Source organism: Bacillus sp. DWP3-1, from assembly GCF_049896565.1.
In the GTDB taxonomy this organism is placed as follows: domain Bacteria; phylum Bacillota; class Bacilli; order Bacillales; family Bacillaceae; genus Bacillus.
This window is the reverse complement of the sequence record NZ_JAFCUN010000003.1, coordinates 1-26,182: the sequence shown is the minus strand read 5'-3', so window position 1 is coordinate 26,182 and position 26,182 is coordinate 1. Positions and strand designations below refer to the sequence as shown.

At 40.7% G+C, this 26,182-nt stretch carries 26 protein-coding genes; 3 read left to right on the top strand and 23 right to left on the bottom strand.

Features of this window, described 5'->3' with window-relative positions; genetic code table 11:
* Nucleotides 1-3 precede the first annotated feature (3 nt).
* From ACP7A0_RS07800 to ACP7A0_RS07760, 9 genes are all read right to left on the bottom strand, one after another.
* Nucleotides 4-486: a flagellar protein FlgN gene (locus tag ACP7A0_RS07800; RefSeq protein WP_034660146.1), complete on the bottom strand. Its 483-nt coding sequence runs from the start codon at nucleotides 484-486 to the stop codon at nucleotides 4-6.
* A gap of 18 nt (nucleotides 487-504) precedes the next feature.
* Nucleotides 505-768 (bottom strand): flagellar biosynthesis anti-sigma factor FlgM, encoded by a 264-nt coding sequence (gene flgM, locus ACP7A0_RS07795; protein WP_003213252.1) that lies wholly within the window; start codon nucleotides 766-768, stop codon nucleotides 505-507.
* A gap of 79 nt (nucleotides 769-847) precedes the next feature.
* Complete coding sequence (locus ACP7A0_RS07790) at nucleotides 848-1,267, bottom strand: TIGR03826 family flagellar region protein (RefSeq protein ID WP_060597396.1); 420 nt, start codon at nucleotides 1,265-1,267, stop codon at nucleotides 848-850.
* A gap of 56 nt (nucleotides 1,268-1,323) precedes the next feature.
* The gene (locus ACP7A0_RS07785; protein ID WP_426004772.1) at nucleotides 1,324-2,010 is read right to left on the bottom strand and encodes a ComF family protein; all 687 of its coding nucleotides are present in this window, start codon (nucleotides 2,008-2,010) and stop codon (nucleotides 1,324-1,326) included.
* Nucleotides 2,007-2,300, bottom strand: coding sequence for a late competence development ComFB family protein (locus tag ACP7A0_RS07780; RefSeq protein WP_060597398.1), 294 nt, complete (start codon nucleotides 2,298-2,300; stop codon nucleotides 2,007-2,009). The genes ACP7A0_RS07785 and ACP7A0_RS07780 overlap by 4 nt, the downstream gene beginning before the upstream one ends.
* 66 nt (nucleotides 2,301-2,366) lie before the next feature.
* Entirely contained in the window at nucleotides 2,367-3,746 is a 1,380-nt protein-coding gene (locus tag ACP7A0_RS07775) for a DEAD/DEAH box helicase (protein WP_426004770.1), read from the bottom strand.
* A gap of 120 nt (nucleotides 3,747-3,866) precedes the next feature.
* Nucleotides 3,867-4,709 (bottom strand): DegV family protein, encoded by an 843-nt coding sequence (locus ACP7A0_RS07770; protein ID WP_034660152.1) that lies wholly within the window; start codon nucleotides 4,707-4,709, stop codon nucleotides 3,867-3,869.
* 217 nt (nucleotides 4,710-4,926) lie between these two features.
* On the bottom strand, nucleotides 4,927-5,616 hold the full coding sequence (gene degU, locus ACP7A0_RS07765) for a two-component system response regulator DegU (RefSeq protein WP_008348273.1): 690 nt from the start codon (nucleotides 5,614-5,616) through the stop codon (nucleotides 4,927-4,929).
* A 64-nt stretch (nucleotides 5,617-5,680) separates the two neighbouring features.
* Nucleotides 5,681-6,856, bottom strand: a complete 1,176-nt coding sequence (locus tag ACP7A0_RS07760) for a sensor histidine kinase (RefSeq protein ID WP_003213166.1) — start codon at nucleotides 6,854-6,856, stop codon at nucleotides 5,681-5,683.
* Nucleotides 6,857-7,077: 221 nt separating this feature from the next.
* On the opposite strand from ACP7A0_RS07760, the gene ACP7A0_RS07755 reads away from it, so the two are divergent.
* The gene (locus ACP7A0_RS07755) at nucleotides 7,078-7,746 is read left to right on the top strand and encodes a YigZ family protein (protein WP_012011434.1); all 669 of its coding nucleotides are present in this window, start codon (nucleotides 7,078-7,080) and stop codon (nucleotides 7,744-7,746) included.
* Nucleotides 7,731-8,822 (top strand): LCP family protein, encoded by a 1,092-nt coding sequence (locus ACP7A0_RS07750; protein ID WP_106048170.1) that lies wholly within the window; start codon nucleotides 7,731-7,733, stop codon nucleotides 8,820-8,822. Before ACP7A0_RS07755 ends, ACP7A0_RS07750 begins: the two co-directional genes overlap by 16 nt.
* Before the next feature lie 36 nt (nucleotides 8,823-8,858).
* Here ACP7A0_RS07750 and ACP7A0_RS07745 read toward each other — a convergent pair whose 3' ends face one another.
* From ACP7A0_RS07745 to ACP7A0_RS07680, 14 genes are all read right to left on the bottom strand, one after another.
* Entirely contained in the window at nucleotides 8,859-9,926 is a 1,068-nt protein-coding gene (locus ACP7A0_RS07745; RefSeq protein WP_034660156.1) for a glycosyltransferase family 4 protein, read from the bottom strand.
* Nucleotides 9,927-10,060: 134 nt separating this feature from the next.
* The gene (tuaH, locus tag ACP7A0_RS07740) at nucleotides 10,061-11,257 is read right to left on the bottom strand and encodes a teichuronic acid biosynthesis protein TuaH (protein ID WP_223253287.1); all 1,197 of its coding nucleotides are present in this window, start codon (nucleotides 11,255-11,257) and stop codon (nucleotides 10,061-10,063) included.
* Nucleotides 11,258-11,276: 19 nt separating this feature from the next.
* Nucleotides 11,277-12,032, bottom strand: coding sequence for a teichuronic acid biosynthesis protein TuaG (gene tuaG, locus ACP7A0_RS07735; protein WP_426004764.1), 756 nt, complete (start codon nucleotides 12,030-12,032; stop codon nucleotides 11,277-11,279).
* 24 nt (nucleotides 12,033-12,056) lie between these two features.
* Nucleotides 12,057-12,734: a teichuronic acid biosynthesis protein TuaF gene (tuaF, locus tag ACP7A0_RS07730; protein ID WP_060597405.1), complete on the bottom strand. Its 678-nt coding sequence runs from the start codon at nucleotides 12,732-12,734 to the stop codon at nucleotides 12,057-12,059.
* A 58-nt stretch (nucleotides 12,735-12,792) separates the two neighbouring features.
* Nucleotides 12,793-14,250: a teichuronic acid biosynthesis protein TuaE gene (gene tuaE / locus ACP7A0_RS07725; RefSeq protein ID WP_426004762.1), complete on the bottom strand. Its 1,458-nt coding sequence runs from the start codon at nucleotides 14,248-14,250 to the stop codon at nucleotides 12,793-12,795.
* Nucleotides 14,251-14,289: 39 nt separating this feature from the next.
* On the bottom strand, nucleotides 14,290-15,219 hold the full coding sequence (locus ACP7A0_RS07720; protein WP_060597406.1) for an NAD-dependent epimerase/dehydratase family protein: 930 nt from the start codon (nucleotides 15,217-15,219) through the stop codon (nucleotides 14,290-14,292).
* Nucleotides 15,220-15,233: 14 nt separating this feature from the next.
* A complete protein-coding gene (gene tuaD, locus ACP7A0_RS07715; RefSeq protein WP_060597407.1) occupies nucleotides 15,234-16,571 on the bottom strand; it encodes a UDP-glucose 6-dehydrogenase TuaD in 1,338 nt (445 codons plus the stop codon).
* 79 nt (nucleotides 16,572-16,650) lie between these two features.
* Complete coding sequence (tuaC, locus tag ACP7A0_RS07710; RefSeq protein WP_034660165.1) at nucleotides 16,651-17,835, bottom strand: teichuronic acid biosynthesis protein TuaC; 1,185 nt, start codon at nucleotides 17,833-17,835, stop codon at nucleotides 16,651-16,653.
* Entirely contained in the window at nucleotides 17,832-19,283 is a 1,452-nt protein-coding gene (gene tuaB, locus ACP7A0_RS07705) for a teichuronic acid biosynthesis protein TuaB (protein ID WP_095285723.1), read from the bottom strand. Before tuaB ends, tuaC begins: the two co-directional genes overlap by 4 nt.
* An 18-nt stretch (nucleotides 19,284-19,301) precedes the next feature.
* On the bottom strand, nucleotides 19,302-19,961 hold the full coding sequence (locus tag ACP7A0_RS07700; RefSeq protein WP_034281119.1) for a sugar transferase: 660 nt from the start codon (nucleotides 19,959-19,961) through the stop codon (nucleotides 19,302-19,304).
* Nucleotides 19,962-20,159: 198 nt separating this feature from the next.
* Nucleotides 20,160-20,732: a hypothetical protein gene (locus ACP7A0_RS07695; RefSeq protein WP_426004758.1), complete on the bottom strand. Its 573-nt coding sequence runs from the start codon at nucleotides 20,730-20,732 to the stop codon at nucleotides 20,160-20,162.
* 233 nt (nucleotides 20,733-20,965) lie between these two features.
* Nucleotides 20,966-22,456 carry an N-acetylmuramoyl-L-alanine amidase gene (locus tag ACP7A0_RS07690; protein ID WP_106030731.1) on the bottom strand — a complete coding sequence of 497 codons (1,491 nt, stop codon included), beginning with the start codon at nucleotides 22,454-22,456 and terminating at the stop codon, nucleotides 20,966-20,968.
* 23 nt (nucleotides 22,457-22,479) lie between these two features.
* Nucleotides 22,480-24,588, bottom strand: a complete 2,109-nt coding sequence (locus ACP7A0_RS07685; protein ID WP_106030569.1) for a SpoIID/LytB domain-containing protein — start codon at nucleotides 24,586-24,588, stop codon at nucleotides 22,480-22,482.
* Between the two features lie 24 nt (nucleotides 24,589-24,612).
* Complete coding sequence (locus ACP7A0_RS07680; RefSeq protein ID WP_024423640.1) at nucleotides 24,613-24,936, bottom strand: hypothetical protein; 324 nt, start codon at nucleotides 24,934-24,936, stop codon at nucleotides 24,613-24,615.
* A gap of 182 nt (nucleotides 24,937-25,118) precedes the next feature.
* Here ACP7A0_RS07680 and ACP7A0_RS07675 point away from each other — a divergent pair, with 182 nt between their 5' ends.
* Nucleotides 25,119-26,039 (top strand): LytR family transcriptional regulator, encoded by a 921-nt coding sequence (locus ACP7A0_RS07675; protein WP_106039027.1) that lies wholly within the window; start codon nucleotides 25,119-25,121, stop codon nucleotides 26,037-26,039.
* The last annotated feature ends 143 nt before the right edge of the window (nucleotides 26,040-26,182 follow it).

Sequence of the window (26,182 nt, the reverse complement as noted above, 5' to 3'; positions counted from 1 at the left end):
TGTTTACGCCTTTGAATCAAACAAAGCCCTCTGCTGTTTAGGCTTTGAACTCTCAAGACCATTTTGTCCGTAATTCATATTTTCTTTATTAGGGTTAACGAGATCGAATGTCAGTGAAATAAATTGAAGCGACTGCTGAATGAGCTGTTTGTTCAGTTCATTTACATCTTTCAGTTCCACCATGATGTCATTTAATTTGTCATATAACGAAATGAGCTCTTCTTGATCCGAACCTTCAGCCTTTTCGATACACGCGGTGATGGTTGGCGGTTCATCACTTTGTAAAAATTGAACTGTGGCTTCAATTCGTTTTTCTTCTAATTGAGAAATGGCTTGAATATATTTTTGCTCTAAATTCAGAACCTCTGAAAGAGCATCAATCTCATTGCTTTTCAGCATTTCTGTTTTATCCTTCGACAGCTTCAAAAGCTGTTCATGCAATCCATAGAGACGATGCAGCTCTTCAATGATTATTTTAACTGACATTCACGCTACTCCCTTTTGTTATTGTTGTTTATAAAAATTCAGCATTTTATCAGCAATGCCTTTTGTATCTACTTGATATGTTCCGGCTTCAATGCTTTTTTTAATTTGGTCTATTTTATCTTGGCGTTCTTTCATGATATTCGGCACCTTTTGCATTTCGATTGCCTTTTTAGAAATTTCGACTTTATCAGTTGATTTTGCTTGATTTGATTGCAACGTTTGTTTCTCATATGTTTTCTTGTAAGGATTTACTGGTTGTGTTCCATATCGATTAATTTTCACGGGATTCCTCTCGCTTTCCGTTACAGTCTGTCTTGATTCTATCCATTTTATCGACCAAACTGCAACTTAGTTTAGGGAATCAATCGTTTTTAGGATTAATGGCATAATAGGTGTCTTTTTTCCTAGATTCAATCTCCCTTTTACGCTCTTCTTCTTGATTCATTTGACTCATTTGCGAATGAATATCCTGTTCACATTGGCTGCACAGCTTGTTTTTTCTGATCGGTTGGCCACATCTTTCACAAGGATAGTTGATATTCGGAAATTGACTAATTTGAAGTCTTTTCAAACGGATAAATTTCAAGATTAATTCTTCAGCAACTTCTGTTGCATCTACTATTTCAGCAATGGTTGATTGTCTATTACTTTGCTTTCGCAAGAATTTATAAACGATATCAAAAGAACGTTCTTCTTCTTCGAAGCATTTGTTACAAACCGTTTGGATGGTGGTTTTTAAAAATAGCTGATTACATTGTGGACAGTTTGCCAATTGATTCATAACCAAAACCCCTTACGTTATTTTCTCTTCTTATTATCGGTTAATTATCCTGAATTTTAACTACGGATCAACGTAAAAGAGGAAACACTTTTGGCACCTGCTTCTTTTAAAATTCTTGCCGCATCATAAATGGTGGCCCCCGTTGTATAGATGTCGTCAATTAAGATAACATCCCTTTGAACGATCGCATCTGTCTGCTTGATTTGAAACATTCTTTTTTGATCTAAACGTTCATTTTTCTTTTTCTTAGACTGCTTGCTTTGATGTATTTTCACAAGCGGCTGCAGGATCGGCTGACCAATCAAGGAAGCAAGTATGACTGACTGATTAAACCCTCTTTCCTTTAGCCTTTCTTTACTTAAAGGAATCGGGATCAGCACAGGTTCTTTAATTGAAAAGGAGCGCTTAAATACTGCTTGGACATCTTGTTTAAAAAGCTCAGCTAAAGCTGTATCACCTCGAAATTTAAAGCGGGAAAGGACATCTTTCATCAAATCGTTGTAAGCATAAACAGACCTATTTTTCACAAGTACTATAGTAGAATCAGGGCGTTCTTTCCACCGGGAACAGTCTTGACATAATTGATCATTCGACTGTGCTCTCCCACAAGCTGGACAAATCGGGCGTTGAATTTTTTCTAGGTGATGCTTACATGCTATACATAGATGTTCATCATTTAATAGAAGTAATGATTTCCATGTAAAAGCAGCGACAAAATGCCCCTCACAAATTAGGCAGATCAATTGTTATCCTTATTTATCGGCAGACGATTTTCGCATCTTGGAAATGTGGTGACCTTTGAAGCAGCTTCTGTCAGAATGACCAGCATGGCCGTATTCTTCTGTTTATCCACCATCTCGGATTTACTGTAAGATATTTTATCGATATCTGTTATATACTGAGGCTTCACTTGATTTAGTGAAATCGCTAATACATCTTCTATACACTTTTCACAGTGACAAATCATGTTTAATTGGTTGAGATATTGATAGAGGATTTCCTTGAGTAGTATTTCTTTTGCATTGAGTAGCATATTTGTCTCTCCTGCCATTTGTGTATTGTGAATATAAATGTACCATGAAATTTAGTTGGACCCACATTATTTTTCAGAAAACTCTTTTGCAGCTGTATCATTCATTTTTACGATATGCTTCTTTGCTTGTTTCATACTTCTCGTTAAACCAAAATGAAAAAAGATTACATCTCCTTTAAAAAAATCGGGATGTCTACCTGCTCTACCAGAAATCTGAACAAGTGCACTCTCTGTAAAGATAGTAGATTCCGCACCTAGTACCCCCACTTGAACATTTGGAATGGTAACGCCTCTTTCTAGAATGGTGGTTGTAACTAGTACATCGTATTTATAATCTCTGAAGTGCTGGACCTTTTGTTTCCTGTCTGGATCATCAGCAGACACCCCCTCCACATTTAAGCGGTGTTCTCTAAGGACCTTCGTTATCTTCTTCATGGTCGAAATAGAAGGAACAAAAAGTAAAATCCTTCTCTTCTTTGTGATATGTTTCTGCATCCAATTCATTACTTTAGGTGGGAGCTGGTTCTTTTTTAATTTCTTCTTCCAATGTCCAATCCATTGAAAGGACGGGACAGGTAACGGTTGTTGGTGAAAGCGCAGAGGAATTTTTATGGCTTCTAGTTGTCCACGAGATACATCTCTTTTCATTTTCTTAGAGGGCGTCGCACTTAAATAAACCCTAACCCCTTTCTTTCTCATTGCCTTTAAAACAGCAAATTGGAGACGTTCATCGATTGAATAAGGAAAGGCGTCGACTTCATCTATAATAAGCACATCAAATGCAAGTTTGTATCTCATCAACTGATGAGTTGTGGCGATCACTAGCGGTGCTATTTGGAACCTTTGAGGACTTCCTCCATAAAGAACAGCTATTTTCATTCCTTGAAATGCTTTTTTAAGCCGCGGCTCTAGTTCAAGGACAACATCTGTTCTAGGTGTCGCAATGCAGACGCTCATTCCTTGATGTAAGGCATATTCAATTCCGTGAAAAAGCACCTCTGTTTTCCCTGCCCCGCAAACTGCCCAGATGAGTAGATCAAATTTGTTTTTTATCGCTTCGATCAATTTTTCTGACGCCCTTTTTTGTCCTTTAGACAGGTTTCCCTGCCATGTTAATTCCGTATGACATGTTTCTTCCATTTGTGGACCCGTCCATTCATAAAGAAAGCCACATTCCGTTGTTTTCCCCATCATGATGCATGATCTACAGTACACACAATCTTTTTGACACATGTCACACGGAGTGTGGGCAAAGTACCGCTTTTTTGATACACCACATCTACAGCAAGTAAGACCATTTGCTTTCCTCTCAATAGCAGGTGTTCGGATGACTAACCCTTTCTCCACCAGCCAATCCAAATCGGACTGTGAGCATCTTGTTTCAGCGGTAAGCAGGTGGCATGACTGCAGTTGCTGCCTTAGTTCCATTGCTTTGTCCATGTTCAATTTCACCAAACACCTTTCAACTGATGTTTGCCTATTATGCGCAAAGACATGACCTTTCGTCCAACAGCTAAAATAGAAAAACAAAACCCCTTTTCTATTAGAAAAGAGGTTTTTTAAGATTTATCTAATCACCCAGCCAAGAGCAATAGAGCCTTCGCCTAGATGAGTGCCAATCACGGCACCAAAGTAGCTTTTATAAAATTCAACATGAGGATACTTTTCTGATAAGTGCGCAATTAAGTCGTCTGCTTCTTCTTCTCTATTACCATGTATCAGTGTTGCTCTCATCGGGACACCACGTGATGCATCTTCGTCAAATAATTCAAAAATACGTGAAATGGCTTTTTTCCGTGTACGAATCTTCTCAAAAGGGACAATTAGCTTGTTGTCAAAATGCAGTATAGGCTTTACCTTTAAGAGGCTCCCAATAAAAGCCTGAGCACCATTTAATCTGCCGCCTCTTTGTAAATGAGTTAAATCGTCTACCATAAAATAAGCTCTCTGATTCTCTTTCAGATAATTGAGATGGGCTAACACTTCTTCTAGAGAAGCACCACCTTGGATTTTTTCAGCAGCTTCTATCGCATAAAAACCTTGCGCCATACAGCTAGTTTCTGTATCAAACGGATAAATATCAATCCCGTCAACTAGGTCATTTGCTGAGGCTGCACTATTATATGTTCCACTAATTCCGCTTGAAAGGTGAATACTAATCACGGCATCGTATGTTTCACTTAGTTTTTCATATAATTCTATTAACTCACCGAAAGCAGGCTGAGAGGTGGTTGGAAGGTCTTTATGCTTTTTGACTTCTTCATAATATGTCTTCCAATCCATTTCTATTTCTTCACGGTATGATTCGTTGCCAAAAATGACATTAAGAGGGATCATATGAATATGATGTTTATCACGCAGTTCTTGTGGTATATAAGCAGTACTGTCTGTTACAACGGCTATTTTCATTCTTAAATACCTTCCTTATCCGTTAAGTTGCTCTTTTTTATTTTCAAAGAATGATCATTGTTATTCATTAGATTTATAATAGTAATCAAAAAAGCCTGCCTAATCAATAGGCAAGCCCGTTATATCCGAAAAAGACTCCTTATCTACCTATCATTTCTCTCCAATTAACATGTGAGAGAACCAAAAACAGGCGAAAAAGGAGTACTTGTCCGGAACATTATCTCATTTCTACCCAGCCGTTTTTAATTGCTACAACAACAGCTTGTGTACGGTCGTTTACATTCATTTTTTGTAAAATGTTACTCACGTGGTTTTTGACTGTTTTCTCACTAATAAAGAGCGACTCACCAATTCCTCTATTGCTCTTTCCGTCAGCTAACATTTGAAGAACTTCGCACTCACGTCTCGTTAAGATATGAAGTGGTCTGCGAATTTCAGGATATACCTCGTGCTGCGGATGTGCTGAAACGCCACTAGTCGCTAGGCGTCGGAATTCATTTACTAAGTTATGAGTAACTTTCGGATGTAAATAAGATCCTCCGTCAGCTACGACTTTCACTGCTTCAATGAGCGTGTCTGCATCCATTTCTTTTAACAGGTAGCCTCTTGCCCCTGTTTTCAATGCATGTGTCACATAGTTTTCATCGTCATGAATAGATAGAATAATGACTTTTGATTCGGGATAAAGCTCAACTAGCTGCTTTGTAGCCTCTACACCATTTACATTCGGCATATTAATGTCCATAATGACAACATCCGGATGATAGTGTTCTACGATACGTGCAGCTTCGTCACCGTCGTCTCCTTCTGCAACTACTTCAAAAGTAGGTTCAAAATCTAAAATCCGTTTGACACCTTCACGGAATAATTGGTGATCATCAATAATTACAATATTTACTTTAGTCACAAGCTACGCCTCCCCATGTTTATTGTTCTACACCTGAACTTTATGGTCAATATGTCTTTTGTCTCTATTTTACAATTTTATTTTGCAATGTTAATGGCACGCGAATCATGATGAATGTCCCTAGACCTATTTTTGAGTCTATGGTCATTTTACCTTCCAGTAAGTCTACGCGTTCTTTCATGCCAAGTAAACCGAAGGATTTGTTTTTGTTTGTTTTCACATCTTTCATATCAAAGCCTTTTCCATCGTCTTTGATAATTAACGTGACAAAGTCTTTCGTCACTTCTACTTTTACAGAGATTTCTTCAGCTTCGGAATGCTTTAGTGAATTTGTGACAGCTTCTTGGGCTAGTCTAAACAGTGCCACTTCAAATTGAGAAGCAATTCTTTCGCTTTCTGTATCCCCTAGGCATTGGAACGTAATCTTGGTTTTTCCATCATACTCTTCGATTGTGTTTAAATATTTTCTTAGCGTCGGAATGAGACCCAAATCATCTAAAGCCATTGGTCTTAAATCATAAATGATTCTTCTCACTTCGTACAGAGCATTTCGCACATTCTGTCTGAGACTTCTAATTTCTTTAAAGCCTTCTTCTGTCCCACGGTCTCTGAAAATCCGTTCAATTAATTCGGAACGCATCATCACGTTTGCCAGCATCTGGGCCGGACCGTCATGAATTTCCCGGGACACCCTTTTGCGTTCTTCTTCTTGGGCTTCAATAATTCTTAGTCCAAAATCTTGTTTTGCCTGAGCATCTTCAAGTAACACGCCAACTTGGCGTAAGTCCTGATTGAGATAGTTGAGAACAACTGTGATCTGACTCACAAGCGTTTCAGAGCGTTCAATGACGTCTTGCAGGCTTAACAATCGTCTTTCCAGATCGTCTCTTCTTTCTCTCAGCTGCTTTTCGCGCTGCTGGATCATGGTGAGTTCCACTTGTAGATTATGTGCTTTTTCGTAGGCCTCCCGTATTTCTTCTTCGCTAAATTTGTTGAAGTTTCTGCTGACCTCAGATAAGCGATTTCTAGCATGTCTCGTATGGACTTCGAGTTTATCCCCAAAATCAATTACTTCGTTTACTTGCTGCTTGATTTGCTTCAGCTCTTCTACTAGGCTTTCATATTGTTGACGGGACTGTTCGCCTATCCTAAATACTTCGTCCTTGCTGCCATCAACTGTACTTAGCATTTTCATGATGATTGAATCCAATAATTTCGGATCCATTTTAGGTGTTGTCATGGCTTTTCCCTCCCGTAACAGTGATGTCATCTTTTTTTATTATAAATGTCATTGATCTGCATTTTATGTCGAATTATAATGAAAGAATGCGTATAAATCATGAAGTTTTTATGACGACCCTTTTTCCGCCCCTATCATCATAACAAAATACGCTGTAAAATTCTAAAATCAATGCAAATTTTCTCTAGTCTTACAATTTGCTTGTCAGGAGGGTAAGTCTTTTGCTGAATCGCTATCTTACAGTAAAAAGTCGTGGCGAGCATGAGATCGTCATTGAAAAATCACGTTTTATTTGTCATATACAGCGTGCTGTCTCAGAAGAAGAAGCACAAGCATTTATACAATCCATTAAAAAACAACATTGGAATGCCACACATAATTGTTCTGCCTATCTCATTGGAGAACATGACCTGATTCAAAAAGCGAATGATGATGGTGAACCAAGCGGTACAGCAGGTGTGCCAATGCTTGAAGTGTTAAAAAAACGGAAGCTGAAAGATACAGTCGTAGTGGTCACTCGTTATTTCGGCGGTATTAAGCTAGGCGCCGGTGGATTGATTCGTGCCTACGGAAAATCTGTATCAGAAGCCATCAACCATGTTGGTATGGTAGAACGCTGTTTAATGCGTACGATGCACACAACAATAGATTATACATGGCTTGGAAAGGTAGAGAATGAGCTTAGAGCCTCATCTTTTCAGCTAAAAGAAATTCATTATGCAGAAGATGTTATTTTTGAGACGTATGTAGAAGAAACACAAACAGAGCAGTTCATTGAATGGATGACTGAGCTGACAAATGGAAAGAGTGTTACAAAAGAAGGCGAACTGATTTATTTAGAAAAGGACATTGGTCCGATAAAGGAGACAGATGAATGGCACAACGAGTAAGAGTGCGTGTACGAAAGAAAAAGAGTAAGAAGAAGAAAATTTTCAAACGTATCCTGGTCTTATTTTTACTTCTTATCATCTGCATGGGCGGATTTGCAGTATATAAAATAGTCAATACACTTCAGGCTGCTGACAAAACATATGATGAGCTAGACCGAGGAGAGAAATCGAAGCTTCGTGATGCGGTCATTGATATTAAGAAGAAACCTTTCTCTGTACTATTTGTCGGAATTGAGGATTATGCCACAGATGGTGATCATGGCCGTTCAGATTCACTCATTGTCGCAACGATTAACCCTCAAGACAAAACGATGAAAATGGTTAGTATCCCTCGTGACACACGCGTACAGCTTGCAAGTGACACGACAGGAAATAAAGAAAAGATCAATGCAGCATTTGCTAAAGGTGGAAAAGACGAGACGATTGAAACTGTCGAACAATTCTTGCATATTCCGATTGATAAATATGCAACCGTTGATTTTGACGGATTCAAGGATGTTATTGATGAAGTCGGCGGAATTGATATCGATGTTCCATTTGACTTCAATGAAAAAAGTGATGTGAAAAAATCGAAAAAGATTTACTTCAAAAAAGGCAATATGCATTTAAACGGGGAAGAAGCACTTGCTTACGCGCGGATGAGAAAACAAGATCCACGCGGTGATTTCGGACGTAATGATCGTCAGAAACAAATTTTACGCGCAATGATTGATCAAATGACGAAGGCAAATAACATTGCGAACGTCGATAATATCGCTAAAGAAGTAAGTGATCACATTACAACCAACTTCCGTATCACAGAAGGTCTTGCGCTTCAGCAAATCTACAGCGGATTTAAGGGGGATGACACAGAAACACTTTCTATTAAAGGAACAGACCTTTATTTAGGACCAAATCGAACGTATTACTTTGAGCCAGATCAAACCAATCTAGCTAACGTACAAAATGAATTACGGACGCATTTAAAGCTTCCTGCTGAATCTTCGAGTGAAACAGATTCACAAACCAATCCACCCTCTGGTGAAACAGGGTCAAGCGATACAACTAATCCTTCGACCAGCACACCAGGACAATAATAAAAAACAGCCCAGTTCCTAGGAACGGGCTGTTTTTTATTGTCTTTTCACCATTCGTTTATAGAATTTCGTAAATGGTTTGAACTCTTCGTTGACCAAACCCGTGACTTCCGCAATCACTTGCATAAACATTACCAGTAAAAAGATAATGATGAGCGATAACCAAATGGTGGCGCTTGTCAGCAAAATCGCACTTAAGCTAAAGACTAAGCCAATCATGTAAATCACGATAACCGCCATGCGATGGGACAAGCCAAAGGCCATTAGTCTATGATGAATATGGGATTTGTCCGGCGCTGAAATCGGCTGTTTGTTTAATATACGTCTAATGATTGCAAAGGTCGTATCAAATATAGGAACACCTAGAATGATCACAGGAACAACAACACTAAACAAAGTGACACTTTTGTATAACCCTAAAAGTGACAGCACCGAGATCATATACCCTAAAAATAGCGAACCGGTATCCCCCATAAAAATCTTCGCTGGATGAAAGTTGTAAAAGAGAAAGCCGATCGTACTGCCAATGACGACAAGAGATAAAGAAAGAATCAGAATCTTATCAGCAGAAAATGCCATCACTGCAATCGTTGATAAACCGATGACGGAAATACCGGCAGCTAGTCCATCAAGACCGTCAATTAAATTAATGGCATTTGTGATGCCGACAATCCATAGCACGGTGAGGGGATATGCCATCCAGCCTAACTCAATTCGATCTGTTAAAAAAGGAACTGAGAAAAAATCCATTTTTAAGCCTGTGCTCACAATCAAACAAGCAACAAGAACTTGTACGAGAAATTTAAATTTTGCACTTAAATTATATTTATCATCAAATATACCTAAAATGACGATGAGTACGGCACCAACTGAAATTGCTGTAATTTTATTATGTAGAAACAGCCCGCCTGCTAATGCTCCAGCCGCTACCCCAATAAAAATTGCCAAACCACCCATTCGAGGCATTACTTTATCATGAACTTTTCGTTTATTCGGCTGGTCCACTGCACCAATCTTAATTGCAAACTTTTTGACGATTGGTGTCACAATTAAAACTGTAGCCAGAGAGACAAAAAACGCTAATAAGGCGCGTTCGTAATCCATAGGTCAGTCTCCTTCTAAATTGAAATCTGTATTTTGTATATTGGCCGCTCTTTCCATTATACAATTGAATAGAGGATGATCACAAGCTCCCCCGGTGAAGAAGAAACAAATAAAAACGCACAATCCCGAATGAATTATGCGTTTTCTTTAATATTCGTTAGTTCCACCATGTTTGTGAACAGCGCGTGCCAATCTTTTTTCATTGCACGGCTTTGTCTTAGATGTCTATAGGTCGTGTCGTCTTTTTTGCTGATCACTTTCAGGCAGGCTTCTACGAAGAGCGCAGGATCATCGCCCTCTAAATATTCATACACATCCTTCTCTTTTAGCCTTTCCGTTGACGGGAGATTTAAACCGACAACCGGTATTCCAGCTGCTAAAAATTCATAAAGCTTGAGAGGGAACACCGCTTGATTGTAAGGGGATTGTTTGTATGGCATCATGCCTACATCAATCAGCTTCATATAAGCAGGTACTTCTTCTGGTGCAACAACTCCTGTCCAAATCACATTTGGCAGTTTGAGTGCATGCTGAAAAGATGGATCTCCATTCGTTCCATCCGGACCGACAAATAAAAATGTCCAATCAGGCCGCATGCGAGCAGCTTCAGCCATCATGTCAAAATCGAGCTTTGGCTTGATTCCTCCGATAAAACCAAGCACGGTTCCTTCTCTTCCTTCCAGCACATCTTCTTTACACGGAAGATTGCTTTTCGCAAATACATCGTACTCGACGCCATTTTCCACAGTAAACACATCTTTCGGTTCTCCCATAAGACGTTTTTTGATTTGATCGTGTAAATATTGAGAAGAGCATGTAATGCTGTGTGCGTATTTAATGATTCGATTTTCTGCTTTGACAATGACACGCTGCCTCATATAAGAAAGAATGTTGTGTTTGCCGCTTATCGGCTCTCCCCACAGGTCACTGCAATCATAGACAATGTGTTTCCATTCAAATAAGGAAGATAAGAGCGGAAAGCCCGGAAACGTATACCATAAACAAACAGCAATCCCCTTCTTTTCCTCCATCCGCAAATGCTCAAGAAGAGGGGACAATTTATGAATATAGAACATGTCTTGATATCGGCCAAAGCGAAATAATTTACTCTTGAGCACATCAGGAATGGCCAATTGCTTCATTCGATCTGTTATGGGCTGAAAGGGAGCTGTATGACGAGATGATGACGGGCATACCCAGATGACCTCTTTCGTTTCCGGATCAGATGCTAAAAATTCGGCCAACCGATGCCGTCTGTACCTCAGTCCGTCCTGTCCCCATTCTCCCGTCGCTACGACAACATGTATGATCGAGTCTGCTTTCACCTTTATCACCTTTTTTCCCTTCTGTTTATAAGCGCTTCTTCACAGCATTTGTCGCATAGTGCATAAAACACCAGGACGCTTTGACAAAATGAAGCTGCTCAATTTCTCTGTAGACAAACCACGTTTTTTTCGCTGCTTTCCACTTGTTGCTAGAGATGGAGTTTCCAACGATGCGATATTCACTGAGCGGTTCACTCATACCATAGGCTGTAAATCCTCTTTTTAATATAGACAGCCATGTAGCTAAATCCTGCCTTGTGCGAATGTTCGGCATTTCCACATGTCCTACCTTTTTAAGATCAAGCATGACCGTTAAACAGCCGATAATGGTATTTTTCAAGGCTTCATTATAATCTAATCTCGCTGGCGCAGTGACGGTTTTTTCTAACGGTTCTCCATTTTCTGCAATGATGTCATATGCCGTAAATGTAAAGGCATAATCATTTGTCAGCATGAAGTCTACCTGTTTTTCAAGCTTCGTCTCTTTCCACTTATCATCGCTATCTAAAAAAGCAATAAAGCGCCCTTTTGCCTGGTTGATGGCTGCGTTTCTAGCAATGGCAGCTCCCCCATTTTCCTCTAAATAAATGACGTTGATTCTGTCGTCCGCTTGACTTAAATCCCCTAATAGCTTTCTCGTTCCATCTGTAGAACAATCATCTGCAATGATCAGCTCCCAATTGGAATAGGTTTGGGCAAGGACGGAATGAACTGTATCCGTTAAATAACGTTCCGCATTATACGCCGGTGTAATGATGGATACTAACGGTTGATTGTTCACCTAAGACTCATCTCCAGTTCATCATTAAGATTCTTTGAACACTTCGGGTAAGACCACAAACATGAGCGAGATGCTAAAGCCAATGACAAGCCCAAGCAGTGCACGTTTTTTGGCTGACATGCCTTTATTGCCCTCATCAAGTACTTGTGCAGGATCGACAATCTTTGCCTGCTTCATTCCAAGCTTTGTCGACTCCAATTCATATAAGAATCGTTCTTTATCGACTTTGGAATCATTGCTGACAGATTCGTCTTCAAGAGCAGCTAATCTACTTTCAATCACCTGCTGCCTTTTTGTAAATAATGCTTTGTCTTGCTTAAGAAATGTATCCGACACCTGCTTCACGACAGCCAAAGCGCGATCCTTATTGGCATCTGTGAAAGACAGCTGTAATTGTGTATCTGATTGATTGGTAAGGATGAGACGGGTTTTCACATCCTGCCTTTCTTCTTCTTTGACATCACTGAGTGCTTCATTTAGAAATGCATCGCTTTTTAATAGAGATGTCACTTCTGCCATATTGTTATACACCCCATCATCATATTTACCAAGAGTGAGGGTAACAGCAGCTGTGTAACTGGACTGCTGCGTAGTTCCTTTAGCAAAAAAGAAACCAAAGGCGCCTAATATGACAGGCAGCAGGATGAGCCATACGATGTACTTTTTGATTCGCTTCCCTATTCTAGATATGAAACCAGACATGTTCATTCTCCCAACATTGACGTATTTGCTCTTTCACTAGTGTAGCCATACAAACCGTTTACCACAGCTTGAGTCGTTGTTTATTTTTCAACATATTCACCACTGCGATCACCAGTCCTAAAAATACCCAGTGGAAATATAAATTCGAGACGGAGCTAGGACTGATACTTGAAACGAGAAAGCTCAGCATGGCTGCAAACAACCCCTCAATGATCATTTTTGCCGATCTTGTGTCAGCCCATTGGTATTGTTTGTACAGTGTGAACATGAGATAGGCGTATACTGAGATATAGCCCAGCATGACTGCAAACCCAAAGTTCGTCATCAATTCCAGCAGCCAATTGTGCACTTCTACGACCTGGTCTGTATCAAAGATCGAAAAGTGAGCTAAGTAGTAAGACACATTCCCCGCTCCAACCCCGAATCCGTATGAATTCGTAAAGAAGTGCCAAGCATTTTTGATCAAATTCGCTCTCGCGATGTTAGATGGGAGTGGTTCACTAAAAGAATGTGCGACCTGAGAAGCGAGAAACAAGTCATAAAAGACCGAATAAATCTTGGCTGAAAAGACAGCGATACAGATAACAACAAGTCCGCCTGCTGCAATGATTGACCACTTTTTGAGAAATCGCGGCAGCAGCAGCCATACATAGACCGCCACTCCTGCAAATATGCCAAGCAGACTGGCTCGGGATTCAGTTAACAAAATGAGATACAGTGCGGCGATTGCCCCTAATAATCCAAACGCTTTGATATAACCGTTTTTCATTTGACGCATGCACGCTAGATATAAAAAGAAACTAATCGATAAAAACGTCGCAAAGTCATTTTGATTAAAAAAGACAGATGTAGGATAGTGCTGTTTATACGCTGGTCCTAGATACAATGAGGTATTCGGTAAATGGTTCAATGTAAAGTGATTATAGAAACCAATCCCCATCACAAACACAGTCATGACCAGCCAAATGCTATAAAAGGTCACCACTTGATCCATTCGCTGAATGAACATGACGACAAGAAAGACAAACCCCATCCCCATTGCAAGCAGGGACATATATTTCAGGCCGTCTGTGACCGAATGAGCCCAAAGCAGTGAGATGAGCCCGTAAAGAAACCATGCAGCGAAAAAACCAAGAATTCCTTTGACACGAATCTGCTGCCACTGCGATATGTACGTCCCCTTATCTCTCATCCGCCATATGAATAAAGCAAAGACGGCGATAAGCATAATACGGTAGAGAAAAAGACTAAAGAATCCGGCACTAATAGAAAAGAAAGCGTTGTTGAGAAAAGTCAATGCAATCAAAAGATAGATGGCTGACATGAAGATTTGCTCACCATTCATGTATAGCTTCATCAACACGAGAGCAGCCGACAGGATCAAAAGTATAACCGGAACAGCCACCATCTTCTTTAACCCGACGGGCTGGGCGGTTGCCATTTGTACAAGCCCGATCCCTGCTGCAAACAAAATACATCCAATCATGATTTGCCATGCTGTTTGTTTCACACTCATACCCATTTTCCTCCTAAGCAACCCATCCGATTTGAGGGATTAAGCCTTGACTTCCTGTTCATAGTAGGAAATGGTACGAGCCAAACCTTCCTGTAAACTCACAACAGGCTCCCATGCTAAGACTTGTTTCGTTTCCTCATTTGCCAATGTACTATGCACAATATCTCCTGCACGCTGCGGCTTGTAAATTGGTTCAAGATGCGACCTCGTCACCCGCTTCATCGTTTGAAACAGCTCATTCACAGTGATCGAATCACCACATGAGATATTTAAACAAACGTTTGATTGAGCTGTTAAAGCCGCAACATTCGCTGCTGCTAGATCACCTACATAAATGAAATCTCTTGTTTGTTCCCCGTCTCCGAAAATGAAAGGAGCCTCATCTTTTGCAAACTTATCAGAGAAAATAGAGACAACTCCACCTTCGCCAAGTGCGTCTTGTCGCGGACCATAAACATTGCTGTACCGTAGAATACAATAGTCCACATCATACAGTGATTTTGCCATTTCTAAGTATCGCTCTACTGTGAGTTTCGCTAACCCATAAGGCGAACCAGGCTTTAGCCGGTGAGCGGTATCCACTGGCAGATACACTGGATCTCCATAGACAGCTGCTGATGAGGCAAATACCACCTTTTCCACTCCTGCTTCAGCCGCTGCTTTCATGACGTGCAGGGACCCTTTTATATTGACCTCTTCGTCATAAACGAAATTCTGAACGGAAACCGCTACACTCACCTGTGCTGCAAGGTGAATGATATAATCCGGCGCCATTTGTTTGATCAAATCGACCGTTTCTAATTTTGTGACATCTGCCTCAATGCATTGAACGGAAAGGTGGGCAATATTTTCCCGAGATCCAGTTGAAAAATTATCAAGAACGATGGGCTCGTAGCCTTTTTCTAGTAAAGCCTCTACCGTGTGTGACCCAATAAATCCGCTTCCCCCAGTAACCAATACTTTCTTCATCCAAGCTCCCCCTGTTATTGTGCCTTTGATACCAATTCTGCTTCCCATACGCCTGGGCGGCCGATAGACTGGTAAATAAATCCTCTCTCTTTCATTTCTGCTGGATCAAACAAATTCCTTCCATCAATTACAATCGGTGAACGAAGCAGCAGCTTGATTTGATCTTTATCCATCTTCTGTACGTCATCCCATTCTGTTAGGATGAGGCAAGCATCCGTATCTTTTACTGTTTCATACAGGTCATTGCTGAAGACAGCCTGCGGGCCAAGCTCTCGCTCTGCTTCTACATAAGCAATCGGATCATAAGCCTTCACAAAAGCACCCAGCTCTCTCAGCATGGGGATAATGTCTAATGCAGGCGCAGAACGCATATCATTCGTATTCGGTTTGAATGCGAGACCTAAGACAGAGATGGTTTTTCCTCTAATATCACCGAATACACTCATCAGTTTGCTGACAAGGTGAGCTCTTTGGTGATTGTTCGTTTCAATCACGGACTCGATCAGCTTGAACCGGTAGCCGGCTGTTTCGGCAATTTTGAGAAGAGCCATCGTGTCTTTCGGGAAACAAGAACCCCCAAATCCAATGCCCGCTTTTAAAAATTTATGCCCGATGCGGCTGTCTAATCCAACTCCTTCGCTGACTTTTTCAACATCAGCGCCCACCCGCTCGCAAATATTTGCAATGTCATTGATGAATGAGATTTTTGTGGCAAGCATGGCATTTGCAGCATACTTAATCATTTCAGCACTTTCTAAGTTGGTCTCCACAACCTCTGTTTGAAACGGATCATGCAATCTTTTGATGATGGTTGACGCATGGGTGCTTGTCGAGCCTATTACTGCCCGCTCCATATTCATCGTGTCTTGGATTGCAGAGCCTTCTCTGAGGAACTCTGGATTGGATACGACATCAAAAGGATATTTACTGCGGGATGCTTTTTCGACAATGGCTTGAACGAGCCGGCCTGTTCCAACGGGCACTGTGCTTTTATTGACGATGATTTTATAGCCATTTAGATGTTCACCAATTGTTTGAGCGACGGCTTTCACGAACGTTAAATCTGCTTCCCCCTGTGCTGTCATCGGTGTCCCTACAGCAATATAGATAATCTCTGATTCCCTGATAGCGGCAGGAATATTGGTTGTAAAAAACAGTCTTCCTTCCTCCGTATTCTTTTCAATCAATTCCTTTAAACCCGGTTCATAAATGGGAACGACACCACTTTTTAAGCTGTTGATTTTTGATTCATCGATGTCACAGCAGATGACACGATTTCCGATATCAGCAAAACAAGTACCCGATACTAACCCGACATACCCTGTTCCAATCACAGCAATTTTCTTCAACATTTTTCATCCTCTCAGTAAAAGCATATTGTCCGTTCCAAGCTGTTTATCTATCTATCATTCTTTGCACATTTCATCTTGTTTAAACGATGGATATTGATTGATTAAGCACCTTTTCATATTGCTGTATGAGATGCTTCGCATTATTTGCTGATGAATATTCTGTATGAACGATTTGATGAAGATCGTTCTTCACTTGCTCATTCCATCTGTTTTCATAAAGATAGGCGTGAATGGCCTCTTTTAACTGATTCGTCGAACGCGGATCAACGAGCAGGTGTTGATAGCTAGAAAATAAAGATGGAAGACCACCGACTCGTGTCGCAATGACAGGTACTTTTAAAGCAAGCGCCTCTAGGACGACGGTAGGCATTCCTTCACTATAGGAAGGAAGTGCAAACAGATCAGCTGCCATTAAGTAGTCTTTCACCTGCTCATTCGGCACCTGTCCTGGGAGTACAATGGATGCTCCAGCCCGTTCTTCCACCCCCTTTGCAAGGGGGCCTTTTCCAACAAAGACTGCTTTCACACCATCCATGCCGCTGACAGCATCAGCTAATTCAAGTAAGCCCTTCTCTTTGACTAATCGCCCGACGAAGACAACGAGCTTGTCGTGAAGGGGTAAGCCTAACTTTTTCCTGATGCCTTGTTGATCTTCTTCCGTTTTAGAAAATGACTGAAGCGGAATACCGAGCGGGAGACATTGCGCTTCCACCTTTGTCATGTCATTTGTCTTTTTAGCAAGCTCCTCGCTCACCGTCAGAACAGCAGATGCCTGTTTCACCGCCGTTTCAAAGGCTGCATGTGCCCCTTTGCTATAGCCTGGATACACGTTCACATCACTGCCATGTAAGGTCAAAAGATAAGGAATTTGCGTTTCTTTCTGAATCACAGCCGCCGCTCCGCCAGACGGCATCGCAAAGTGCGCATGGATAAAATCTGGTGACAGCTGATAACGCTGCATGGCGCCTAGAACAGAAGCCGCTATTCGTTTACTCGGCTGTGCCCATTTCAGCTGTCCAGGGATCGCTGTATAGGGCGGCCTGTATACTGTCACTCCGTTTCTTACTTCCTGTTCGGGCATATCTTTTTTCTGCCGATAGGCCGCCTTCAGCATCCGCAAAACCGGTAAATTTACTGGATTGGGACAAATGACAGTCACTTGTATTCCTTGTTTGAGCAGCTCCTGCACTTGCGTTTCATGGAATACGCCTTCACTTGGATGTTTTTCACTAGGATATACACTTGTCAGCCATAGCACCTTCATGACGAACGACCTCTTCTCAATAATTTACCTGCCACCTGCGGATACATTTTGATGAACAGCAAGCCATACAGTGCAGCACTGACACAAATCGTCAATCCTAATTGAAGTAAAATATCCGCTGACGTCAGCTTCATGCCTTGATGCAAGAAAACCGCACAGGCGGCCATCAACAGCGTCATGACAGCAGGCTTTCCAAGTGATTTTAAATACACCTTCATATCAAGCTGAATGACATACGCCATGAGCCACCTGCCGACAATAAAGTTGAGCAGACTGACACCTGAGTAAACCCAAGCTACTGTGAGCAGACTGCCTGTGCTGACACCTGCATATAAGGCGCATCCATACACGATGAGCATCCCCGTATCCCAATAAAAGGCTAAGTCCGCTCTCCCTTTGGCAAGAAGTATTGAACCGTTTGGATTCATCAGCACACGCAGAAGGCCGACAATGCACAAAATGTTAAGAACCGGAACGGCTACGAGCCATTTCTCTCCAAACACTACTTCTATAAAGCTATCTGATACGGCAGCAAGACCGATTAATAATGGAAAACTAATTAATGCGAGCATATTCGTCATACTGAGGAAGCCCTCTCGCAGCATGGAGTGATCACGCTGACTTTTTGCGAAAACAGGGAAAGCCACTCTCGTCACGATTGGGTTAATCTTCAGCACCGGGATCGTTACAATTTGATACGCCAAGCTGTAAATACCTAATGCTTCTGCTCCAAGAAACCGGCCGATTAAAATCATGTCTATGTTCGATCCTGCTCGATTGACCAGTCTGGATGCGAGCTGGAATGCACCAAATGAGAAAAATTCTTTCACTTCCCCTAATGCAAAAACAGGTGCTGGGCGCCACTTCTGCCAATAAGCTGCGGCATACATAAGCCCTTTTCCTGATTGCAGCAGCACTTGAGAAATGACATAGGCCACAATCGGATTGATGAAAAAGGCCAGAACGAGTAAAACAAACAGCGATATCATGGTTGCAATGGCTTCAATGGTACTTAATGTTTTAAAGGCTAAGTCCTTTTGCATCATGTATTGGTATTGCTGGCCAATTGGTGCAATCAGAAACATGATGGATAATAGTTTGAGCAAACCCTCCAGCTCTGGCCGGTTATAAAAGGCGGCAATCATTGGGCTTACTAGAATGAGTAAACAGAATAAGACAATTCCAGTGAGCAAATTGATCCAATATAATGTAGATAATTGACGTTCTGTTGTTTGTTCCTTTTGGATGATCGCTGCCCCAATCCCTAGATCAAGTAAAATCTGCGTAAATATTGTGACAGTTGTGATCATGCCAACGAGTCCAAACTCCTTCAGTGACATCACGTTCCCTAAAAAAGCGAACTGTGCGATTTGGATAATCGTAATGATGAATGCGGACAAGCTTGTCCATTTTGCCCCGCCTAGTATGCGTTTTTTCATACTTGCCATTTCTCTTCCCTACTTTACTTATCTGGCTCCGTCACCCGTCATGATGACTTTTAACGTTTTTACCATAATCTTCGTGTCGAGAGAAAATGTCAAGTTTTGAATATACTGTAAGTCGTGTGTTAATTTTTCACTCGGACTCATTTCATATCCTCCATTTACTTGAGCAAGACCTGTCAGTCCCGGCTTTACTGCTAATCTTTTCGTAAAACCTGGAATCGTCCGATTAAATTCTGCGGTAAACATCGGTCTTTCCGGCCGCGGACCTACGATACTCATTTCTCCTTTTAACACGTTGATAAATTGCGGGAGTTCATCGATTCTTGTTTTACGAATGAAGGCTCCCACTTTGGTGATACGCGGGTCATTTTTTTGTGCCCATTTCGCTCCTCCGCTTTCAGCGTCGGTTCTCATCGATCTGAGCTTCCATAATTTAAAGTAAACACCGTCTTTCCCTACCCTCTCCTGCATATAAAAGGCTGGTCCCGGTGTTTCCAGCTTAATCAAGAGAGCAAACAGCAAAATGATCGGCGTACTCAACATCAATCCGATGAACGAGAACATTAAATCTATGAAACGTTTTGCAAATAAATAACGAACCATATGTTCTGTTAAGGCAAAAGAGTGGTTTCGTCTCACTTCATATTCTCTATAAAGATTCATCGCTTTCTCTGCACTCACTGACCTGCACCTCACCATCTAAAGTAGTTGTTGTGTAAAGAGATGTTCTATGAAAGTCAGTTTATCAGAGCAACATTAAGCAAATGTAAATGCGCTGTTAAGTCTTGTAAAACTGTGTTAAGAATGTGCACTTATATCAAGTTATGCCCTTTTCAACGTAAAAAAGACCCGCAATTCTGCGGGTCTCCGGGTCTTTCTTTATTTTGCTTTGACGGATTCGATGGTTTTTAATCGAAGGGTTCCGTTTGCATCTTTTGTATAGGTTACTTTCACTTTTGATTCTTCTTTTAAGCTGTTCACTTGTTTAGAAAACGCATTTCCGAACTGAATAGCTACTTCTTTGCCATCAATGTTCACAGCAATGGTATGTCCATCAGCCAAACCGACATATTTGCCTTCTTTGGTGACTTCATTTTTCTTATTTGTTGTTGATTCTTTCTTTGTTTTAGAATCAGCTTTTGATTGATCCTTAGCAGGTTCTTCTTTTGTGATTTCTTTACTTGAGCTGTCTTTTGCCGCTTCATCAGATTGACCAGCTTGCTCTTCTTTTTGAGCAGCTGTTTCTTTGCTTTGATCATCTGCTTTTTCATTAGATGACTGATCTTCTGTTTTTTCCTCTGAAGCATTTTCTTTCTTTTGATCAGCCGCTTCGGTTGTTTCCTTTTTGCTGTCATCCTTATTGTTGTCGCTTGATTGATTTGTTGTGCCGCATGCTGTAAGTAATACACCTAGAAGCAATACTAGAAACGGCATTGTGATTAATTTTTTCAAGATCGTCACCTCTTCATGATTTGTCGATTTGCTGTCGCTTGAAGATTCATGCGTAAACCATTCACCTTCTATGTTTCAATTATAACAAAGATAACCAAAAATGAAATGTATTTTTAACTTGACACATTATTGATTACCCGATCACTTCATAGACTTTTGAAAAAAGGCTGCCGAGAGACGTTCTCGAGCAGCCTAAGAGGAGTATCTGAGGCACCCCTCATGTTTGTATTTTCTTATCTAAAGTAACCTGACACACCGCTTGAAATGCCTGACGCTAAACGATCTTTATACGTAGCAGATTTCAAGATGTTTGAATCAACTGGACTGGACACAAAACCAGTTTCTAAAAGAACACTCGGCATTTTAGAATATTTAATCACGTAGAATCCAGCTGTTTTCACACCACGGTCTCTTGTACCAAGTGCACTGACCATTTTAGGCTGAATGTTTTGCGCAAGCTTCAAGCTGTTTGCAGACGCATAGGTTTTGTCATAATACGTTTCTGTTCCGTTTGCACTGCTGTTATCATTTGAGTTGGCATGGACACTAATGAAGATATCTGCTTTCGCATTCGCACCTTTGCTCACTCGTGTTTGAAGACTGTCAAATGTGTCTGATGTTCTTGACATGGTAACAAGTGCACCAGCGTTGTTTAATTTCGTATTTAAACGTTTTGCTACATCTAAATTCAAGTTCTTTTCATATAAACCGTAGCCTACAGCTCCTGAATCATGTGCACCATGACCTGGATCAATGAATACTTTTTTTCCGACGACAGGATTTTTTAATTGATTCACAACAGTTGGTGTCACCGTATTTGTACTGCCTACGACAGTAAATTTGGTGATTTTTTTACTGCTAATTGTTGCTCTTGTTACTTTTGGTAATGTCTTTTCATTCGTTAGAAGCAATGCTTTGTTTTGCTTCGCTGCGATCCCTGCAGCAGAAGATGAAGTGGCATAGCCAAAACCTCTTCCTACATAGGTATTATACGTGCTCATATTATACTTTTTCACAATATTAGCGGCAACGTCATAACGAGTGGAGCCTTTGATTCGTGTTGGAGATTTCAATTGATTATAAGCTGCTTTTGTGACGTAATTTTCTCCACCGACGACAATGGTTTGTTTGACATTGCTTGCTTTTGCAACAGAAGCGATTTCAGAACGAAGTCCCTTTTTATCTGTGTAGAGAATTGGGAATCCTTTTTGTGCTGCTACCGGTGCAATTGCAATCCCATGAGCATAGAAGGAACCTTCAACGACAACGACGCCTGCTGGCTTTTTCATTTTTTTCGCGATATTTGCAGATAGCTCATATCGATTTTTTCCTGAAATACGTTGTGTAGAGATACCCATTTTCTTCACTTCGTTGACTACGTTGTTCGACACACTTGATGTACTGCCTAAAACGATAACTGTCTTTGTTTTTAAAGCCTTTAGGGCTTTTTTCGTGTCACCCGAAAGACTCTTACTGTTTGTATAAAGAACTGGTCCATTTTTTTGGTGTGCAAGTGGAATCCCTGCTGTTGCATCTGCATACGCAGTTTTCCCTACTAAAACGACTGTACTTGCAGTTCCCCATCCCTTTTTCGCTACGTTTGCTGCTACAGCATATCTGCTCCCGCCATCAATTCGTGAGACGGAATTATCTGCTGAAGCTGTCGGAACAATAACGAAAATGGCGATAAGGCTGAGGATGGCTGTTTTCATGCTTGAGCGCATCATCTATGTCCTCCTTTAACCCTTTAATAGTTTGTTAGTTTTGTACCTGGATAGTAGAACGAAAGTATGGAAGAATATGAGTTTCCAGATTCTGCTCTAGCTTTGGCTCCGTATTGGCTCATACCAATGCCGTGACCATATCCTTTTCCTGAAATCGTAAAGTCATTTGTATTGTTTTTGACAGACGCAAATGTGCTTTTCACCTTTGTTGCGCCCATGACGGATCTAAACTCGGTCATCTTCATACTTGCCGTTGTGCTTTTGTTTACTGCATACGTGCCTGTTTTATTTTTCAGATGATATGTCAGCTTGATCGATACCGTCTTCGCACGCTGGCCTTTTGTTTTTCCTGAGAATGTCAGGCTTGAGATGGATGCAATCTTCATATCAGATGCAGCTGTTTCTTTGTTTTTGAGTAGCCATGATTTGAGACCAGCAAGGTCCGCTGCATTTGTCTCTTTTGTCTTAGACCACTGAGATGCTGCTGTGCTAGCAGTCAATGTTGTGCCTAGTTGTTTTTTAGAGAGTTTTAGCGTCCATGCATTGACCGGATCTTTTGTATCCTTTTTGGCCACTAAGTACGGCAGTGCATTTGCCCACACTTCTTCACTTGCCTCTGTATAACCGCCATTACTAGAATAATAGGTTGCTGAAATGAGCTGATTGTTGTATTTCAGTACCTTCCCTTTTGTGGCATCGACAGCTTTTGTCGAATTCGTGTACCAGTTATATCCTCCATATACTTGGAAGGCAGTTGTATCAGGTACGACTTTTCCAATACTTTTCACTGAATACGTTCTAGCGGCAACTGCCTGTGCTTTTAGCGCTTCAACATGCCAGCTTGCAGGCATTTCATTTGGTACTACGCCTTTTAGATAGTCTTCAAATGGAATATTTTCGAGAGTCGGCCTGATATAACCTGATTCAATTGCAAAGTTGACGCTGCCTAAGTACGGCTTCCCTGCAATTTGAAGGACATTTTTCGTTGAATATTTCTCAGGAACAACTCTTACTGTGTTATACGTCTTTATGCCTTTTAATGAAATTTTTCCGTTAGAAATATTCAATTGGTAGTTTTGATTTTTTTTCAGATAGACTTGTTTAGCTAATGAGTTTTTCAAGCTATCTTTAATCGCACTTGTGCTACCAGCAAGGTGATAAGCATATGTACCCTTTTGTTTCAGCAGTGCTTTTAGTGACGCTGTGACAGAATCTGGTTTCACATACACAACGGTACTGTTAGACTTTGCAGCCAATTGAGACAGCGGCATAGCATAAATATAGCTAGAGGCTTTTGCCAAATAAACTTTATCTGCATTGATATTTAATTTCTTAATAATATTCACAGATAGTTCATAGCGATTGGCACCACTGATTCTTGTCACCTGTGACGTTTTTTTAATTTGATTCTCTACTTTTTGTCCCGTACTTTTCGTACTGCCGATGATGATGACTTTACTTGGCAGCTTGTAAGACGGAATGGAATCTTTTTTTGTTAACAGGATTGGATATCCCTTTCTCGATGCATAGGATGCAATCGCAATCCCATTCATAAATGAGTTTCCGCCGACAACGACAGCTTGCTTATAGTTACCCATTTCTTTAGCGATTTTTTGAGAGATTTCAAACTTGTCTTTTCCACTAATACGTCTGACTTTGCCATACTTTTTAATAGATTTCTCAGCAGCTGTGGAAATACTTTTCGTGTTACCGATGATCAGGATGTTATCCGGCTTCATTTTCTTCAGCTGGTTTTCAGTTGTTTTTGTCAGTCTTTCAATGTTCGTATACAAAATGGGTGCGCCTAGTTTGTAAGCTAACGGTGATACAGAAATGGCGTGATCAAATGCATCACGGCTCACAATGACAACAGTTGATGGATTCTTCCAGCCGGCAGACGCGATGCTATTAGCAACTTCGTATCGATTTTTGCCATCATATCTTTTCGTGACAGCCACATTCGATCCTGACAGCTTGTATTCTCCAGCTGTGGATAGATCCATCGTTTTTTTATTTCCGATATAATTAGACAATTTCACTGAAATTGTCGAGCTAGCCATGGCAGACTGAAAGGGTGCGACTAGTAGAGTCAGTGTCATGAGAACAATAAGTGTAACGCCTGTTTTCTTCAATTTTGTTCATCCCGCCCATCTTTTTTACTTCTGTTTTTCAATCTTTTGAATTTCCTTTTGACCACTGTCATTGATAAAGTAAGAGATTTCTACTGTGTCTCCTGGTTTGAATTCATTTAACACATCTTTAAAATTATCCGTAAATTCATAGCTTAAGGTCGTATTCACTTTTTTCACTTCGACTGTATGTGCATCAGCCATTCCAATAAATTCAGCTTTTTCTTCCAGCACCTGAGGAGTTGAACTGCTTGTCTTGTTTTCTCCCGAGGACTGCTCAGCCGTTCCACATGCTGTGAGCACGATACCAAGTAGTAGTATTAAGAACGGTAAAACGACGATTTTCTTCATTTTTTTCACCTCATGTCTTTGTATCGTCTTATAACTTAATATTTTAAGGTAAATTTAAGGTTTTTTGAAACCTTTTTTTTGTTACAACGTCTATATCTAGGTTCAGAGTAAAAAAATAACTTGTTTATCAAGATTCGTAAACCTATAATCATGGAAGAATCATAGAAAAGGTGAGGGACATTATGAGAGCTGAAAGAAAACGAAAGAAAAAAAAGGTTCTTTGGATTGTTTTATCGATTATTGGCTTATTCGTATTAGCAACTGGCGGATATGCATATCATCTTTGGAATACAGCAGCATCAACCGTGGCAGGCATTCAGGAGAATTTAAAGAAGTCAGATAAGCGTGACAAAGATGTCGATTTAAATAAGAAAGACCCGATTTCTATTTTAGTTATGGGTGTCGATGAAAGAAAGAATGACCGCGGTCGTGCGGATACATTAATATACATGACCGTTAACCCAAAAACCAAAACGACCGAGATGGTGAGTATCCCGCGTGATACGTATACAAAAATTGTCGGAAAAGGCACAATGGATAAAATCAACCACTCCTATGCATTCGGCGGCACACAAATGGCAGCAGATACAGTAGAGGAATTGCTTGATGTACCTGTTGATTACTTTGTGAAAGTCAATATGGAAAGCTTTAAGGATATTGTCGATACACTTGGCGGCATTACAGTTAACAGCACATTTGCTTTCAGCTATGACGGCCATTCATTTGGTACAGGAGAAATTAATCTAAATGGTGATCAAGCCCTTGCCTACACAAGAATGAGAAAGCAAGATCCAAAGGGTGACTTTGGACGTCAGCAAAGGCAGCGCCAAGTCATTGAAGGCATCATTGCAAAAGGGGCAAACATTTCATCTATTACGAAGTTCGGCGATATGTTCAAAGTCGTGGAAAACAATATGAAGACCAACATGTCATTTGATGATATGTGGACGATGATGAATGACTACCGTGACGCAAGACAGCGTGTGGAGCAGCACGAGCTGAAAGGAACAGGAGCACGCATCAATAACATCTATTATTATCAGCTTGATGATAATAGTTTGGCTACAGTGAAGAAGGAATTGAAGGAAAGTTTGGAGCAGTAAAAAAGAAGACTACATGACTGTAGTCTTCAGATTGTAGAGAAACTCATGTTTTTCTACAATCTTTTTTATTTTCATCGTAATTATGATGGATGAGATTTAATGAAAAAGGCCTCCCACACACCTAGCCTAGCTTCGCTAGGTGT

Coding starts and splice junctions, on each gene's coding strand:
- ACP7A0_RS07800 (WP_034660146.1), bottom strand. CDS start 486: ATGTCAGTTAAAATAATCATTGAAGAGCTGCATCGTCTCTATGGATTG.
- ACP7A0_RS07790 (WP_060597396.1), bottom strand. CDS start 1,267: ATGAATCAATTGGCAAACTGTCCACAATGTAATCAGCTATTTTTAAAA.
- ACP7A0_RS07780 (WP_060597398.1), bottom strand. CDS start 2,300: ATGCTACTCAATGCAAAAGAAATACTACTCAAGGAAATCCTCTATCAA.
- ACP7A0_RS07770 (WP_034660152.1), bottom strand. CDS start 4,709: ATGAAAATAGCCGTTGTAACAGACAGTACTGCTTATATACCACAAGAA.
- ACP7A0_RS07760 (WP_003213166.1), bottom strand. CDS start 6,856: ATGACAACACCTAAAATGGATCCGAAATTATTGGATTCAATCATCATG.
- ACP7A0_RS07750 (WP_106048170.1), top strand. CDS start 7,731: ATGGCACAACGAGTAAGAGTGCGTGTACGAAAGAAAAAGAGTAAGAAG.
- ACP7A0_RS07745 (WP_034660156.1), bottom strand. CDS start 9,926: ATGGATTACGAACGCGCCTTATTAGCGTTTTTTGTCTCTCTGGCTACA.
- tuaF (WP_060597405.1), bottom strand. CDS start 12,734: ATGTCTGGTTTCATATCTAGAATAGGGAAGCGAATCAAAAAGTACATC.
- tuaE (WP_426004762.1), bottom strand. CDS start 14,250: ATGAGTGTGAAACAAACAGCATGGCAAATCATGATTGGATGTATTTTG.
- ACP7A0_RS07720 (WP_060597406.1), bottom strand. CDS start 15,219: ATGAAGAAAGTATTGGTTACTGGGGGAAGCGGATTTATTGGGTCACAC.
- tuaD (WP_060597407.1), bottom strand. CDS start 16,571: ATGTTGAAGAAAATTGCTGTGATTGGAACAGGGTATGTCGGGTTAGTA.
- tuaC (WP_034660165.1), bottom strand. CDS start 17,835: ATGAAGGTGCTATGGCTGACAAGTGTATATCCTAGTGAAAAACATCCA.
- tuaB (WP_095285723.1), bottom strand. CDS start 19,283: ATGGCAAGTATGAAAAAACGCATACTAGGCGGGGCAAAATGGACAAGC.
- ACP7A0_RS07690 (WP_106030731.1), bottom strand. CDS start 22,456: ATGCGCTCAAGCATGAAAACAGCCATCCTCAGCCTTATCGCCATTTTC.
- ACP7A0_RS07680 (WP_024423640.1), bottom strand. CDS start 24,936: ATGAAGAAAATCGTCGTTTTACCGTTCTTAATACTACTACTTGGTATC.
- ACP7A0_RS07675 (WP_106039027.1), top strand. CDS start 25,119: ATGAGAGCTGAAAGAAAACGAAAGAAAAAAAAGGTTCTTTGGATTGTT.